This is a genomic window from Ignavibacteriota bacterium (assembly GCA_019637995.1).
Classification (GTDB): Bacteria; Bacteroidota; Ignavibacteria; order Kapaibacteriales; family UBA2268; genus JANJTB01.
Genome location: JAHBUQ010000002.1, coordinates 457,122 through 474,412 on the forward strand (window position 1 = coordinate 457,122; position 17,291 = coordinate 474,412).

Sequence of the window (17,291 nt, forward strand, 5' to 3'; positions counted from 1 at the left end):
TTCGTTATTTTGTAATCAATTGTGTTTATAGGTATTTAATATTCATTTTTATATTTTACTTTTTGAGACAAGCACCCGGTTTAAATTTTTTCTTATAAATCATACATCTATGAAAGTATTAGACTATTGCTTTTTAATTCTTACAGAATACTATCAATTCAAACCCACCAACGCAAGACGCTCTGCCGGAATAAATCCAACAGAGCGTCTGCCTATTAGTCGTCTCAGCACCTGAATTAATCAGGTCTAAGCATTTGGGTTATTTTACTACGTTGACGTTGCTTATAAGCATTACATCACCGCTGCGCAATACTACCTGATATACACCACTTGCGAGGTCTTTTGCATCTACGTTAAGTATGTGCTGACCGGCTGTCTGCATGCCGCTGTAAAGTCTTGCAACTTCTTTGCCGCTTGCATCTACAAGTGTGATTTCCACATTTGCTGACTGGCTCATTGTGTATTCGATTGTACTTTCGCTGCGTACAGGATTTGGTCTTGCCTGTCCGAGTTCGATTACGCCGCTTAAACCGGTTAGTGTTACTGTGCGTTCGTCACTGTATGAGAAACTGCCGTCACGGTCTAATGCTTTCAAACGGTAGATGTATGTCTTGCCGTATTCTACGTTGTTATCTACTACAGGTCCGTAGTTTAATGTTACTGAGCTGTTGCCTGCTGCTTCCATTTCTGCTATCTTAGTAAAGAAGTTGCTACCCTGAGCTGCTTTCTCTACTTCGAAGCGGGATGTATTTAGCTCGCTTGCTGTTGCCCAGCTGATATCTACTCTCTTGCCGGCTGCTTTTGCATCGAAGCTTAAGAGTTCTACAGGTACAACTGTACCGTCGTTTCTTTCCATAAAGTCGAAGCTGGCACGAAGTACTGTTTCGATATCTGCAAAGTGACGCCAGTCTATACCAAGATATACTACGTTTGAAGTAAGTGTTGTAGTTGCAATACCGCCGATTCTTGCTGCATCCGGCCATTCAGGGTTCTGTACGCTGTTGTAACGGAATGCCATCTGGCTGATACCGTTTCCGGTATTGACGATGTTCATTAATGCAGGCTGTGGATACATATCTCCGGCTACGCCTGTTGCCATTACTTCCATTACTACATCACGTCCTACTGCTATACCTGTTACATTACGACCGCTGTAGTTGCTGCCTGCTCCAAGTGGATTACCTGGATGACGGTATTCTCCACGAAGGATGTTGGTTACATATACTTCGTCTGCATCGTCTATGTTGACGTTGTTTCTTACCATTTCTTCACTGCCGATAAGAAGGTTTTTCTTCTCTGATACATTACCTGCTTCTACGAAGTTTGTGAGATTGAGTTTTTCAAGACGGCTTAATGTCTTGTTGTGACCATCTGACCAAATCATTGAACGATAAATTGTATAGTCTACGTTGCGTGGTTCCCAGCCATAACGGTTGAATAAGTCAAAGTCGTAACGTGCTGCTATAAGGTCGATTTCCCAGTTAAGCTGCTTCATACCTTCTTTGATTTGTTCGTAGTTTAAGCCATAAGCAAGTTCATCTGCTGTTGGTGTTACGCCCGCTGCAAAGTGCTGCTGGTTGCTGACCAAGAAACGGATACCACTGCGCTGTATATAGAAACGTGAGATCTTTTCTGTTGCGTTGTTTGAGTTGAACTCATCAGGATCTGTACTTACTACTATACGGTAGCGTGGAGTTACGTTTGCTTCCATTCCGAGGAACTGTGAAGGTACGGAATAGTTCTGGTTGCGTAAGTCGTTGTATGTTTCAGGTACGAAGTCATTGCCGATACCGTCACCGATATTGAAGCTGACTTCCAGGTTTTCTGTTGCATCTAAGTCTATTTGACGCTCTACTGGACCAAATGCTAAGGCAAATGTTCCGTTTGGCATTTCGCGATAGATGTTGACATAAAGTTTCTTGTTGAAGACAGGCATATTACCGCTGTTGCGTACTATGGCTTTTACTTCTACAGGAGCTGTGGTCATTAAGTATTCGGCATCGCTGAACATACCATCTGTTGCACGGTAAGTACCGGGTTCGGTTATTACAAGCATTTCTGCATCGTGGTTGTAAAGTGCACCATTGAATTCTACTGCACCGATGTCATATCTGCCACCTGCTACACCACGGATATTACCATAAATGTCATGTGTTACTTCGTCTAATCTTTCACCGCGACGGGTTAGGACTGAACCTTTTGTATTTGTACGCAAACGGATTTCTTCTGGATAGCTACCCATAAAGTAATGGTCATTGATGAAGTTACCGGTTGAGATTGAGTTAAGTTCGCTCTTGGTTGCCATCTGCCACTGTGTTAAAGTACGGTATTCGTTACGGGCTCCCGTTTCGATTACGCGGGTCTTGAAGTCTGTGTAGATGTGACGGTATGCTGAGATGTTTGCGTTACCGAACCAGTATGCGTTACGGTCTGCTACAAGACCGTCTTTTTCAGGATAGTCGCCATGATAGAAGATACCTGAAGCTACTTCATTGCCTGCATTTACTGTTGCATCATTTACTGCGATTGCATTATTGAGCAAATGTAATCCGCGTGCTTGCTGTATGCCGATACCTGCTACATTTGAGGCATTATTTATACCATCTTCTGTGATAAGGATTGTATTGTTGGCAATGGTTGAGCTGCGGATGAAGTAGTCTGCATAGTTTGGTGTAATCATACGGGCTACAGGATCTGCTACTTTTAGGTTACGCTGTGTCAGCATGTGAATACCCGCACGCATTGTATTTGCGTTCTGTGCGTTGAGTTTCCACATTGCATTGTTCATTACATTGATATTGTCTTCGACAGGAGGGAATACTCTGAATTCTGTTCCCACCTGATATTTGTTGGCGTTCTGATCTACTAAGATACCATATACTGCCTGGTTACCGCGTACGTTGTGGATTGCGTTTCCGTCAATATTGAGGTCATAGTTATTGTAGCCAAGGAAGTTTTGGGTTGCATTACCACCTGCGATAATACCTGCTGCAAATGCTCCGCCGTCACCTTTGACATCAAAGATTACGTTGTTCTTTACATTTGCTTTTGCTTCGTTACCTACGACTACACCTGCGCCGGATACGTTGTAAATCTTGTTGCCTTCAATTATTGTGTTTTCGTTGTAGAATGGTGCAAAGTCTGCAAGCTGTGGTACGCGGAGTACGCCGATACCGAGTGATACGATGCCGTAGCCAAAGCCGCTGATGTCATTGCCCATGAATGTGTTGTTTTTGTTTGTAATTGTATCAAGTGCGATTACAAATGCTTCTGTGTTAAGTGCTAAAAGTTCTGCACGGTTTACGATACCTGCGGAATAGCCTACCCAGCCGGTTTCAGTTATTTCTGTGTTTGGGGTAAACAAGAAGCCGTCTACGATTGAGTAATGTGCATTTGGAAGACGTACTTTATTGGCTATCGAAAGCTTGTTGTTTTCCATGATGGTGTTCTTCACTGATATGTTCTGTGAACCCGCTCCAAGATAGAATACTGCTCCAAATGCCTGCTGATCTGTATTAAGTACAAAACGGAAGGATTTGTTCGCTCCACCGTCAAATGTGATATAACCACCACTGTTTGAATATGGGACATAGTAGCTGTTACCAAAGTTTTCAGCCTGAACTGAATATCCATTAGTATTTATAACTGACTGACCGAAGTAAACACCCTGACCATTACCTGAATGCAGGTTAATCTTTACTGAGGCGCGTGTTACAAGTCTGTCTTCAGCAGGCTTGAATGTCAGTGTCCAGTAATCGCCTGTGTTTTGGTTGTAGCCAAGACCCATAATTGCTGTTGATAAGTCCCATGCAGGTGCGCCATTGCTGGTGCTGTAAACGTCGTATTCTGCATCTGTGAATTCAAATGTTACTGAACCGTTCATACCGCGAAGGTAGAGCATATCCATTGCATCTTGAATTGTAACAAAGTTACGGACGTTGCCTGAGAACTTTGTTCCGATTGTATATTTACCTATAAGACCGCTTGATACTGTAAACTGATGTGAATACTCGTTATTTGAGATTTCAAGGTCATCAGGATGTGATACTATAAGTCTTGCAAGGTACGTACCGGGCTGCATAATTTCTGTTTGCGGGAAGATTACCTGTTTCAAATTGTAACGACCCTGTGGTATATCTTCTACGTTAACTGTTCTGTCATAGACTACTGTGTTTTCTGGAATCTTAGTTATAATCATTCTTGTTGGTGCGTTGGATATATCACCCACACCTTCGTTGGAAAGAGTTCCTACAGGGAAGAATGGACGTCCTGCGATGTAGTCAGCGTTAGCTGCAGGAATATTAATTGTCTTTGCTGCTGCTTCGATTTCATCTTTAATTGAGAACTGGTATGCAGGCTGATCTTCTCTGCGGAAATAGTCATTATATGATTCCATATCTGTTGCGCTGCGAAGCTTAACTGTAAGCGTGGCAGTATAATCATCTGTTTGAGTAGTGCTCCAAGTGCCGAAATCAAGATTTACTCTTTGTTTTGCAGCTACTACATACTGACCGAAGTTTACTGTATCCCATTCAATAACTTTTGATACTTTTTTGTTTCCTTTTGAATCATATATATCAAAGTAAGCATCAAATTTTGCTACACCGCGAAGACCTACGTTCTGAACAGCTGCTTTGAGGTTAAGATTTAAGCCTCTCGGATATTTGTGGAAACGTGGAGGACCGCTTGAAAGTGGTTCAGTGATGTCAACTGCCGCCATATCCCATTCCCAGGATACTACGAAATTCTTACGTTGGTATTTCATTGCGTTCAAATCCTGACCAAGTCCAAGTACTACTTGATACTCGCCACCACTTGAGCGTTTGAATCCATAATTATTTACAACAGCAGAACCAGTTGCTCTTTGAATATTAAAGTGTACATTGGTTCCAATTACATCAGTACCTACTCTGATATTTGATGAATTAGTGACTAAGTCACGACCTTCATATACCACATTATCTACATCAGGAAGTGGACCTACTATTTTATATTGTAAATATGTTCCCGGAGGAAGTGGCTTGCCAAAAAGTACATAAGGTCTTTCGAAATATGTCATCTGACCGCTTAACATTCTTGTTGTACCGTCATAAGCTTCACCTGCAAGCAATATATCATCCGGAGCCTGATTGCTTGGGAAAGAGCCTTTGAACGGAAGTGAGAAGTCAATTAAATAATCTTCAATTTCACCATAGTTATAGCCATACCAACCGCCATAATATGCTGTATAGTCATAAGCATAACCGTTCCAGCAGGCATTACCGGCTTGATTATAAAGCTGTGCAGCTGTCTGTGTATAAGTTGAAGGATAATAGTAGGAATGCATAACACGCATACGACCAACACCTGTTTCTTGGTCATCAGGAATAGTAATTTGATATTCAATTGTACGGTCTGTACAATTTGCAGGAGCCTGATACCAGAAATTAGTTGGAGTACCCGCACCAATTCTTGTTGTCCAGCCTGAATTAATTTTTCCGGGTTGATTTATCCACTCTGTCAAATGGTCAAAGTGACCATCCATATTAAAATCAATGAAAATACGGTGAGTGTAATATGATGTCCATCCATAAATACAATAGTTTGTACCATTGTAACCATAATAGTTGTTTTCAACTATGAAACGAATATTATATGTTTCACCCGGAGCCATTTCGCCTCTTGCACCGGTATAAACATAGCAACCTTCCCAAGGACCCATGCCCAAACCACCGTCAGAATAGCTTTGACGAAGAAGTTTTACCTCGTTTGAACCAACTTCAGTGATTCTAACTTCCTTGATAGGAGTTGTAAAGTAGTAGTCATAAAAAGTACTGACTGCCTTCAAATATGAAGGATAGCACCATACATCTGTACGACCAAACAATTGCTGGTTTGCACCCATCATTTGGTCATTAGGAATACAGTAGTTGTCAGGTCCCATGTCCTGAGCCTGCGATGTAACTACATTATAGGACAGCATGATAACAAGAGCTGCCATAAATGCCATTACTTTTCTACCGATTTGTAATGAATGTTTCATTTTAAACACCTTTTTAAAAATTTAACTAAAAAAGAACAAATAATTATCTGAATATGAACAAAATATAAACTTTTTATACCTTGTTTAAATGTAATAACACAAAAATAAAAAAAATGTTACAAAGAAAATTGAAATATTTAAATATTTTTTTTCATTTTCAATACATAATAGGGACGTCATTATCTTATTTTATTCTAAAAACGATGCTTTTTTAATAATTATGCAATATATTTTTAATATTCAATTCATTTAAATGGTTTTTATAATTTATTATATGATTAATAATGATTAATGTAATGCTTATATTGATTTATTCTTGAAATTTATTTATATGAATAATATTTAATATTGCAGTAATATCATATTATTTATTTTTCATATTTTGAACTACTTAAAATAATATAATATTATGATTTATATAGCTATACATATTTTGATTTGTAGGCATATTATTTATTTTATATTAAATACAAATATATTTATCATAAATTATGTTTACGAATGTGACTATAATTCACATAATTTCAAAATTATTCTAATTAATTATCAATTTTTTTTATAAATATTGTCTGATTAATAAAAATGCTGCATTAATTAATACGTTTAATTATTTTTTTAAGAATTTTTATAAAATTTAATGCAAAAAATATTTATTCTTATTGTAATATATTACTTATTCAACTCCGGATTAGCAGTTTCTGAACCTTCCACTTTTTTGTGGAGTGTGAATAATATTGATAACAGCCCGAAAATCTATTTACTTGGCTCTATTCATATAGCTGATAAACGGCTCTATCCTCTGCCGGATGCAATAGAATCGGCTTACGAGAAATCCGATGCTCTGATTTTAGAAGTAGTTATTGACAAAGTCAACCCATTGAAACTGATGCAGCATCTTACTTACAAAGACCATAGGACCCTTGAATCTGAGCTTTCAAAGGATGTTTTTGAAAAAGTAAGTGCAAAATTTGAGGAAATTGGAATCAGTAAAATTGTATATAATAAATTCAAGCCATGGTTTGCTATGCTTACTCTACAATCTGGAATGTTTAAGAGTTCAGGATTTTCTGCTTCACAGGGAATTGATATGTATTTTTTGGATAAAGCCAGAAAAGAAGGTAAAAAAGTTGACGAAATCGAGAATATCGAATCGCAAATTAAATTACTTGAAGATTTAGGTAGCTATACCGGCGAATATCTTGGTAATATGATTGATGAGCTTGATAATGCAGATAGTACTATGGCAAATATTTTGGAAATATGGAAATCAGGAGACATTGGCAAAATGGAAGAATTTACCAAATCAGGCGATGACAAAGCAGAATATGCCGAAGTGATGAATCTTCTGAATTTCGAGAGGAACAAAAGAATGGCAGAAAAAATTGAAGAATATTACAATGATGACAAAATCTATTTCATTATTGTTGGTGCTGCTCATTTAATAGGTGAAAAAGGTCTTGTTGAAATTTTAAAAAGTAAAAATTATAACATAATAAGGTATTAATTATGAAATTGAACGGAAAAGTAACATTAATAACAGGTGCATCAGCCGGAATCGGCTCTTCAATAGCGGAAGTATTCGCAGAAGCAGGTTCAAACTTGATACTGACAGCACGAAGAAAGGATTTGATTGATAAACTTGCTACTAAACTAAGCACCCAATACGGAGTGGATATTCATACTTCCCAAAATGACGTAAGAAATTTAGAGCAGGTCAGGGAAATGCTTAGTAATCTACCCGACAGATTTAATAACATTGATATTTTGGTTAACAATGCCGGACTTGCAAGAGGTCTGAGCACAATACAGGATGGCGATATTAACGACTGGGAAGAAATGATTGATACAAATATCAAAGGGCTTCTCTATATGTCGAGAATGATACTTCCCCAAATGGTCGAGCGTGGAAATGGTATGGTTATTAATATCTCGTCTATCGCAGGTCGTGCGGCATACCCGAAAGGTAATGTTTATTGCGGTACAAAAAGCGCTGTCAAAGCAATATCCGAATCAATGGTAATAGACCTAAACGGCACAGGTGTCCGTGTTTGCAATATTGACCCGGGTATGGTTGAAACCGAGTTTTCACTTGTAAGATTTCACGGGGATAAGGATAAAGCCGATGCTGTATATAAGCAATTCAAAGCTCTTGAAGGACGCGATGTTGCCGAAATTGCACTTTTTGCAGCAACTCGCCCTCAGCATGTAGCCATTCAGGATATTATGGTTACCCCAACAGCTCAGGCAAACGCAATGATTGTAGATAAGAGATAATTTATTGATGCATTAAATGCTGAGAAAGTGCATGTGTTGGTCATCAATGAAAGGAGATAATTTGCAGGGACATAATCTGCTATGCCCCTGCATTTAAAAAGTAATTTTATTGAATTATTTTCATTTCAACTCTTCGGTTTGTCGCTCTTGCAGATTCTGTTTTGTCATTTACAAGAGGTTTTGTCAAGCCAAATCCTACAGTTTTGATTCGGTTAGCATCAATATCTTTCTTAACGAGATAATCTTTTACCGAGCTTGCTCTGTTTTCGGATAGCTTTAAATTATAGTCAGCAGCACCGACATCATCGGTATGACCTTCCAGAGAAATTTTGACATCCTTATATTTATTCAAAAAAGTTGCAACTCTGTCAAGTTCAGGAATAGATTCTTTTTTCAGAGTAGCTTTATCAAAGTCGAAGAATACAAGCAGTCTTGTATTGCCACCTGCAATAGGCGAGAGTTCAATATTTTTCGTTTGAGAACTCCCATCTTTACTTGAAGGTACTTCATATCTTGAGCTAAAGAATAAATAATCCTCTTTATCGGCAGTGATTGAGTAAGTTCTGCCTTGTTGAAGAATTACAAAATATTCGCCGGTTTTATCATCGGAGCGCAGGTCTGCAACTTTCTCGCCTGACACAAGGTCTGTAATAATTATATTTGCACCAAGCAGATTGCCGTTTTTGGCATCACGAACTTCGCCACTAAGCAGAAATACGGCATCAGATTCATAAGGATTTGGTACAGCTTTATAAATGTCAAGATTTCCTGAGCCACCTTTTCTTGAGGATGAAAAATACGCAACATCCGAATTTGGCATTGAATAATAATAAAAATCATCGGCTGATGAATTAATAGGCTCACCTGCATTTGTCGGCTTATCAAATCTGTTGTTTTTATATTTTGAAACATAAATATCAAATTCGCCAAATCCGCCCGGGCGGTTCGAAGCAAAAGTGAAATTTGTATTATCAACTCCCAAAACCGGAGTCATTTCATCATACTCGGAATTGATAATTGAGCCTGCATTTTCGGCTTTAGACCAGCCATTTGCTGTCTTGAAAGAGACATAAATATCTGTACCTCCATAACCACCGGGTCTATCACTGACAAACAGCAAAATATTACCGTCATTAGAAATCATAGGCTGTGAATCCCAAGCACTTGAATTAATGTTAGCACCTAAATTTTTGACATTAGTCCATTTGCCGTTGACCTTTTCGGCACTGTAAATATCAGTCCTTCCGAATCCGCCGACTTCATGCTCAAATGCAGCAAACAACATATACTGACCGTCCGATGTGAGAGCGACCGCACCGCTTTCTTTGCCGTCATTAATTGCGCCAACGACTTCCTTCGGTGATTGCCACTTGCCATTTACTTCCTGAACAAAGAACACTTTTTGTTTGCCGCTTTTCCGGTCGCTTGTAAAGTAAATAGCTTTACCATTTTGGGTAATATTCGAATTAAAATCATCTTTGCCCGAATTAAACTCCACAGGACTTACTGTAACCTGACTAAACGCACTTAAAAATGCTATTTGAAATATTATCAGTAAATATATTATCAATCTCATAATTTTTGTTTCCTTTAAATATAATAATTACTAAAACCACAAAGCTAAACCAAATTTAAGCAGATTAAGTCTGGTTTTGGAGAGTTCAAAGAGTGAATCACCAAAAAGGCTGAATCTTGTATCGTCAATACCAATTTCACCGGGGAAAATGTCGTTAAACAAATAATTAAATCTTAGCGATGGAGCAAGTGTTACAGATTCTGAAAGTGGGATATTGTAAGAAAAGCCGACATCAATACCGAATCTTGTCTGGACATCGTCAAGTGTAATTTCGCTGACAATTTGTTTAGTAGGGTCAGTATCAAAATTAAAGAAGCACTCATCAGACAGAACAGTTTGAGTTTCTTCAATAGTATAATTTCCAGCCGGAACAAGAACCATTGGTCCAACAGTAAATTCAATTTCATTGGAAATATTGTAACGCAGCAATGCAGAAAGTCCGATATCTGCACCACTGAATGCTGTGCTTATTTTCACATCAGCATCAATAATCTGCGAAAAATCATCAACATAACAATCGGCAATACCATTAAAGTCATTACCAAAAGACCTCATGTCATAGCTTACACGTGCTTGAATTCCAAACTGAGGGCTCACAGGGAAATCAAGCATAGCTGAAAAATACGGAGATATACCGTCGCCTTTGCCATAAACATTCAGGAGCGATTGCTCCACAACAGGAAACCAACTTAAATCAGCATTGTACATATTGTAATTAATGCCGGCTTCGATACCGAATCTGATTTTATAAGGGTCTGATTTCATTTCGGTCTGTTGTTCTGAAACCGGTTTTTTGGGTCTCAATACATTTTCCTGAGAGAATACATTTGATGACACAAAAATTATAAATGATAAAACAAGTACAATAAACTTCATAGCAACTCCCAATTATTAATAAATAATGCATTTTATATTTTTAATATAACTTGGAGCTACAAAAAATATTTTGTTTATAAGCTAAAATATTTATTTTTTTAAATATTATAATTTATACTTATCTTTAATTTCGTTATACACATGCTCGAATACATGACAGGCATATTCAGTTTGCTCGGGTGTACCTGTTGAAATCCTTATTCCTCGTGAAATACCGAAAGGTCTGCAATTTCTGATGGCTACTCCATGCTCATTTGAATGACGTACAAATTCTTCAACAAATTCATCACTGCTTAGCAAAATCATAATGAAATTTGCTCTTGGGTAAATAAATTCAATTTCTAATTTAAGAAAAGTATTAATCAGCATATCTATTCCGATTTTATTAATTCGGATTGTTTCAGTCAAGAAATCATAATCATTCAGTGCTGCAACTGCCGCTTTTTGAGCTATAAGACTTGGCTCGAATGGCAGTTTGACTTTATAAAGTATATCAATTAAATTTTCCGGACCAATTGCATAACCAACTCTAAGCCCTGCAAGACCATGAGTTTTTGATAATGTATGAAGCACTATCAGATTTGGCAAATCATAAGAAAGCCCGTCAACATATCCTTCGTGCTGAGCACCATAAACTGAATAAGCTTCATCAAGGACAACTACAATATTTTCCGGCACCTGTTGAATAAACCACTCGAACTCATCCTTATAAATCATCGAGCCAGTTGGGTTATTCGGATTTGAAATGTAAATAATTCTGGTGTTACTATGAATACGCCTAAGAAGTGCTTCGAGGTCATAACCCCAGTCCTTAAGCGGAACACGGTTTAATTTTCTGCCAATTTTATTAGTTTTTACATAAATTCCGGCAAAAGTACCCATTGATGTAAGAACTCTTGTGTTGATGTCTGAAAATGCATTCACGATATGAGCTATGAGAGATTCAGAGCCATGTCCGCATACGATCTGAGAAGGTTTCTTATTGAACTTTTGGGCTATCAGATTTACAAGTTCAGAAGATGCCGGGTCAGGATAAATACCCAAATTTTTTGATACTTCAGCTATCGTATCAATAACCCTTTGAGAAGTTCCAAGCGGATTTTCATTGGAAGCAAGGCTGAAAACCTCACTGACATTTTCTCTGAGCTTAATTGCCTGCCTTTGATTACCCGGTTTATAAGGATCTAATGCTTTAACATATTCTGGAATTGAAAAATCTGTCATAATTCTCTCATTTTAGTCATTAAAAAAATTCATGCCTTTTAGAGCCATTTTTCGTAACAATGGACTCGGTCTGTAGCGTTCTTCAAAATAAATATCATACAATGATTTAAGCTGATAAAAAACTTTCTCCGTGCCTATTTCATCTGCCCATCTGAGAAGTCCTTTTGGATAATTTACGCCTTTAGTTACAGCTAAGTCTATATCTTCTTTTGAAGCGATATTCCGATGTAATGTGTCAACAGCTTCATTAATCAGCATCACCAAAATCCGCTCAAAAATTTCTTTGGCTTTAGCGTTGTCAATTTCGGGCTCGGATTTAGTCCTGGGATTTTGATAATCGTAAAATCCACGTCCGCTTTTTCTACCTAAAAGTCCGGCTTCTGCATATCTTTTTTGAGTGATTGATGGTTTGTATCTGCCATCGAAGTAAAATTCAGTAAATACCGTCTCAGTAACCTTATAATTTACATCATTTCCAATCAAATCCATCAGCTCGAAAGGTCCCATCTTGAAACCACCGAATTTTTTCATAGCATGATCAATTTCTTCAAAGCTTGCAATGCCTTCCTCATAGATTCTAAGGGCTTCACCATAAAAAGGTCTGGCAACCTTATTTACAATAAATCCAGGTGTATCTTTAGCGGCTACAGGTACTTTTTTCCATTCTTTCATCAATTCGTAAAGAATATCCACAACATTTTTATCAGTAAGAATTGATGGAACAATCTCAACAAGTGGCATTATATTAGCCGGATTGAAAAAGTGCAAGCCGACAATTCTCTCCGGATTTTTGCAAGCTGAGGCGATTGAACCAATTGAAATTGATGAAGTATTTGTGGCTAAAAAACAAGTGCCCTTGACTATTGATTCAATTTGCTGAAATACTTTTTGTTTGACTTCAAGATTTTCCACAATAGCTTCAATAATCATTCCACATTGAGAGAAATTATTTATATCATCTGTTTTAGTAATTCTCGACAAAATATTATCAGCTTCGATCTTTTCAATTTTTCCTTTTTCAACAAGTTTAATAAGACCCGCTGCAATTGAATTGATTGATTTGTCTAATGCTTCAGAATTCGAATCACATAATATCACATTATGTCCGGCAGTTGCTGCTACCTGAGCAATACCTGCACCCATCGTTCCGGCACCCAGAATTCCAACCTTTACATGCTTATTAAAATTTATCATTTTTCCATCCTCCATATTCTATTGTCCTCTAAATTCGGGTTTACGCTTCTGTAAAAATGCATTTACTCCTTCAGAATAATCATAAGAATCACCTGCCATACTTTGTAATTCTGCTTCAAGTTCGAGTTGAGAAGTCAGATTATTATTATAGGTCATATTCAAAGCCTTCTTTGTTAAAGCTAAACCAAATGTAGGCATTTTAGAAATCTTACTCATTATTTCATTAACAGAATCCTGAAACTCATTTTCCGGAGTACATTTGTAAATCATGCCATACTCTTCAGCGACTTTCGCAGGAATTTTATCACCAAGCATCATGATTGCGCTTGCTTTAGGAAGTCCAATCAGCCTTGGGAGGAAGTATGTCCCGCCACTATCGGGAATAAGTCCGATTGCTGAAAATGATTGAATAAACGATGCTTTTTCAGAAGCAATTACTATATCGCAGGCAAGAGCTATATTTGCACCGGCTCCGGCAGCAACACCATTGACGGCAGCAATTAAAGGCTTTTCGATTTCACGAATTTTCAAAATAATTGGATTATATTGATTAATTACAATATCCTTAATTGAATATTCTCCGCTGATTGCTTCCGATAAATCCTGACCTGCACAAAATGCCCGACCTTCTCCTTTCAGACAAACTGCACGAACCGTCTTATCATTACCTGCTATATCAAGGGCATCCTGAAACTCTTTCGACATTTGATTATTAAAACTATTCAAAACGTCAGGTCGGTTCATAGTTATATACACCGAGCCTTCTATTTTCTCATATTTGATATAATCGTAATTCATATTTACTAGTTAACCCATATAATTCTTTTAAGTAAATATTTAGACGATTAAAAACCATCTAAGTTTTTTAACAATTCATATTTTGGAATAAAAACACTATTCTTCTCTCAATGCTATTGCAGGCGAAGATTTGCTCATTTTATATGCAGGGTAAATTCCTGCAAGCACAGCGGCAAATATTGCAACAAGAACACCCTGAAAAGCATATTCAGGTATAAAATAGAAATCTATAGACCAGCCGAAAGATCTGCGATTGATGATATGAATCAGAATATAAGCCAGAATATTTCCAAGAGGCAGAGCAAGAATTCCAGCTATTAATCCCATAAGCCCAGTCTGAAGAATGACCATCTTCCAGAGCTGAGCCGGAATCATTCCAATTGCTCGCAGTACTCCTAACTCCCTTGCTTTCTCAAGCTGAAGTGCCATCAGAGCGCTCAGAATGCCGATAAATGCAACGACAATTGCAAGCAATTGCAATACATTTGTAATCAAAAATGTTCTGTCAAAAATTTCAACTGAAGAATCTATCAAAAGTCGGTTTGAACGGACTATAAAATTCAAATCCTCACCGGCTGCTATGCGGATTTCATCCATTATTCTGTCAATTTGTGATTTGTCCTTGACAAATACCGCCAGTCCCGAAAGCAAACTGTCATTATAATAGCGCCTGTAAGTCGAAAGTTCCATCATAATCAGACCGATATCAGAGCTGTAATCAATAAATATTCCAATAACTGCCAGCCGCTTCAATCCGAAATTTGTAGGCAAATCAATTGAATCTCCGATTTTTGTACTATTTTTGAATGAATAGGATTCCGAAACAAAGACACCTTCCTTTGTATTGAATTTATCCCATAGAATATTATTTGGAACTTCATTGTCTTTAAATGTTTCATAGTTAAAATTTTGTACTCTTGCAGCTAATATATGTTTAATATTTCCTTCGTGATTAATTTGATATTCCCTGTAAAGATTCATTCCCTTGACACCGTCAATCTGGCTTACTCTATCAGCAATTTCATAATCAAAAGCACCGTCATTAAATCTCGAAACCATCGTAGGAACTGAAGCATATATATCGGCTTTAAGACGCATATTCAGCCATTCGACTACTGTATGCCTGAAACTTGACACCATTGTTCCTACCCCGATAGCAGCCGAAACTGATATACTTAATGCTGCCACAGCTATGGTTGTCCTGCTGAGCTGAGTTGAGATACCACGTGCTGCCATCTTTCCGATTGAGCCAAAAAGCCTTTTCATAAACGGCGATAATAATTTCATTGAAACTACAAGGAATGCGGGTGTAACAAGTGCAAATGCAAGAATAATGGGGGCTATTCCAAGATAGCTGAAGTAGATATTTTTGCTGTCGAGAAGCAGTATCAAAAAGCCGGCAAACCCGAATATAACAGCATATATAAGATATTTTTTAAATTTTACAACTATATCGCTCTCACTTTGCGACCTGATTAAAACAGTCCTTGGAGCTACTTTTGTTGCATCTGAAGCAGGCTTATAGGCTGAAATCAAGGTTGCGGAAATTCCAAGTGCAAATCCTTTGAATATACTGAATGGGGTTATCGAGATTTCCTGTACCTGAAGCACAAAATACATATCATTAATGGTCTTGGTAACCAGATTAATGATACCTGTTCCAAGGAATATTCCGGCAGCAATTCCTAAAGCAGTACCTATGAAACCTACTGCCAGTGCCTCGAATATGATTAATTGAAAAACTTCTTTCCTTGTCACACCTATTGATCGAAGAAGTCCTATTAACTTTTGTCGTCTGACTACCGAGAATGTCATGGTATTATATATCAGGAACATACCTACAATTAATGCAAGTAAACTCATTGCAGTGAGGTTTATTCTGAATGATTCAGTCATTTGTTTGCCTGTTTCCGAGCGGGTATCAGACTTCTGTAATCGGGCGGATTCCGGCAGAATTGCCTCAAGATTTTCAAAATCAAAACTATCATCCAAAATTAAATCAATTCGACTTATAAAACCTTGTGATTCAGCAATATCCTGAGCATTTGAAATATCGCAAATTAATAAATTTTCGATTATCTTTGCCTGCTTCTCATTATCGGTTTTAATCGTAGCAAGAAGGAATAGTTCTTTAGGTTTGCCGTCAGATTCGACTAAAAAATTTTCACCGGGATTAATATTTAAGCTTCTTGCGGTAAATTCGGACATAACAACAGCACCTTTTTTCGTCAGAAATGCCGCGATGTCAAATCCACCAATTGCTCTAAAATCCGCTGTATAATCTCTGAATGGAGCTTCGTGAAATGGGTCTATACCAATAAGAGTGAAAGTCCTCGGAATATCACCTTTGTAGCCTACAAATTTTTCAATCACAGGCGCTGCTTTCGGGATATATTGCTCGGTTTTTATAATTCTGAATAACGAATCGGCAAGTCCGGGCGGATTTGAAATAATCTGGTGAGTAGCTTTTCCGGAGACACTTTCCATTGAAAGTTCGAATGCTTTATACGCACTCTGATTGGCAATATCAATCGAAATTACTACTGCAACACCAAGCATAATTCCAATTATTGAAAGAAGTGTCTGCCAGGGATTTTTGATTGAGTAATTTATACCGGATTTGAAAAGATTTGCCTTCATCTTCCGGATGCTCCGGTATCAACTTCGATTTTACCATCACGTACTTTCAAAATATAATCTGCCAAACCTATAACATCACGGCTGTGGGTTGCCATAATCATAGTTTTTCCCTGTTTACGAACTAAATCATCAAGCAGATTTACAATACTCTTTCCTGTTTCATAGTCGAGATTACCTGTAGGCTCATCGGCTAATATTACATCAGGATTATGAATCAATGCCCGAGCAATCGCTACTCTTTGCTGCTCTCCACCTGAAAGCCTGTCAGGATAGGCGTTAGCACGATTTACAAGTCCGATTTTACTAAGCAGCTGCATAGAATTTTCTGTATCTGACTTGCTTAGATTTTTCACCAATTCAAGCGGCAAAAGCAGATTTTCAAGAACTGTAAGAGTTGGAATTAAATTAAAGAATTGGAATATAAATCCAATATTATTTCGACGATATAAAGTCCTGCCTCTTTCGTCAAGCTTTGTAATATCTTCGCCTTTGAAAAATATTGAGCCTGAACTTGGAGTGTCAATACCGCTGATTAAATTCAGCAAAGTGGACTTGCCTGACCCACTTCTGCCGAACATTATATAAATTTTACCTTTTTCAAATTCAAAATCAATCGAATCCAAAACCTTGTGTGATGCTAATCCTTCCTGAAATATCTTTTCTAATGAACTTAAAATTATCACTTAT

The 17,291-nt window shown here is 37.6% G+C and carries 10 protein-coding genes; 2 read left to right on the forward strand and 8 right to left on the reverse strand.

The features are described 5' to 3' along the window. Positions 1–259 precede the first annotated feature (259 nt). Positions 260–6,022 (reverse strand): T9SS type A sorting domain-containing protein, encoded by a 5,763-nt coding sequence (locus KF896_07960; GenBank protein ID MBX3043636.1) that lies wholly within the window; start codon positions 6,020–6,022, stop codon positions 260–262. A 637-nt stretch (positions 6,023–6,659) separates the two neighbouring features. On the opposite strand from KF896_07960, the gene KF896_07965 reads away from it, so the two are divergent. Together KF896_07965 and KF896_07970 are read left to right on the forward strand one after the other, a co-directional pair. Then, entirely contained in the window at positions 6,660–7,526 is an 867-nt protein-coding gene (locus KF896_07965; GenBank protein MBX3043637.1) for a TraB/GumN family protein, read from the forward strand. Beyond that, positions 7,526–8,296: an SDR family NAD(P)-dependent oxidoreductase gene (locus KF896_07970; protein ID MBX3043638.1), complete on the forward strand. Its 771-nt coding sequence runs from the start codon at positions 7,526–7,528 to the stop codon at positions 8,294–8,296. The genes KF896_07965 and KF896_07970 overlap by 1 nt, the downstream gene beginning before the upstream one ends. Before the next feature lie 106 nt (positions 8,297–8,402). Here the strand turns inward: KF896_07970 and KF896_07975 are convergent, their stop codons facing one another. The 7 genes from KF896_07975 to KF896_08005 all read right to left on the reverse strand — a co-directional run bounded on the left by KF896_07975 (position 8,403) and on the right by KF896_08005 (position 17,287). Beyond that, on the reverse strand, positions 8,403–9,872 hold the full coding sequence (locus KF896_07975; protein ID MBX3043639.1) for an OmpA family protein: 1,470 nt from the start codon (positions 9,870–9,872) through the stop codon (positions 8,403–8,405). Positions 9,873–9,902: 30 nt separating this feature from the next. Then, entirely contained in the window at positions 9,903–10,748 is an 846-nt protein-coding gene (locus KF896_07980; GenBank protein MBX3043640.1) for an outer membrane beta-barrel protein, read from the reverse strand. Positions 10,749–10,853: 105 nt separating this feature from the next. Further along, positions 10,854–11,972, reverse strand: coding sequence for an aminotransferase class I/II-fold pyridoxal phosphate-dependent enzyme (locus tag KF896_07985; GenBank protein MBX3043641.1), 1,119 nt, complete (start codon positions 11,970–11,972; stop codon positions 10,854–10,856). A gap of 12 nt (positions 11,973–11,984) precedes the next feature. Beyond that, the gene (locus tag KF896_07990; GenBank protein MBX3043642.1) at positions 11,985–13,166 is read right to left on the reverse strand and encodes an NAD(P)-binding domain-containing protein; all 1,182 of its coding nucleotides are present in this window, start codon (positions 13,164–13,166) and stop codon (positions 11,985–11,987) included. Between the two features lie 18 nt (positions 13,167–13,184). Further along, positions 13,185–13,964 carry an enoyl-CoA hydratase/isomerase family protein gene (locus KF896_07995; protein MBX3043643.1) on the reverse strand — a complete coding sequence of 260 codons (780 nt, stop codon included), beginning with the start codon at positions 13,962–13,964 and terminating at the stop codon, positions 13,185–13,187. Positions 13,965–14,060: 96 nt separating this feature from the next. Further along, positions 14,061–16,604: an FtsX-like permease family protein gene (locus tag KF896_08000; protein ID MBX3043644.1), complete on the reverse strand. Its 2,544-nt coding sequence runs from the start codon at positions 16,602–16,604 to the stop codon at positions 14,061–14,063. Then, positions 16,601–17,287 (reverse strand): ABC transporter ATP-binding protein, encoded by a 687-nt coding sequence (locus KF896_08005; protein MBX3043645.1) that lies wholly within the window; start codon positions 17,285–17,287, stop codon positions 16,601–16,603. Before KF896_08005 ends, KF896_08000 begins: the two co-directional genes overlap by 4 nt. Positions 17,288–17,291: the final 4 nt, after the last annotated feature.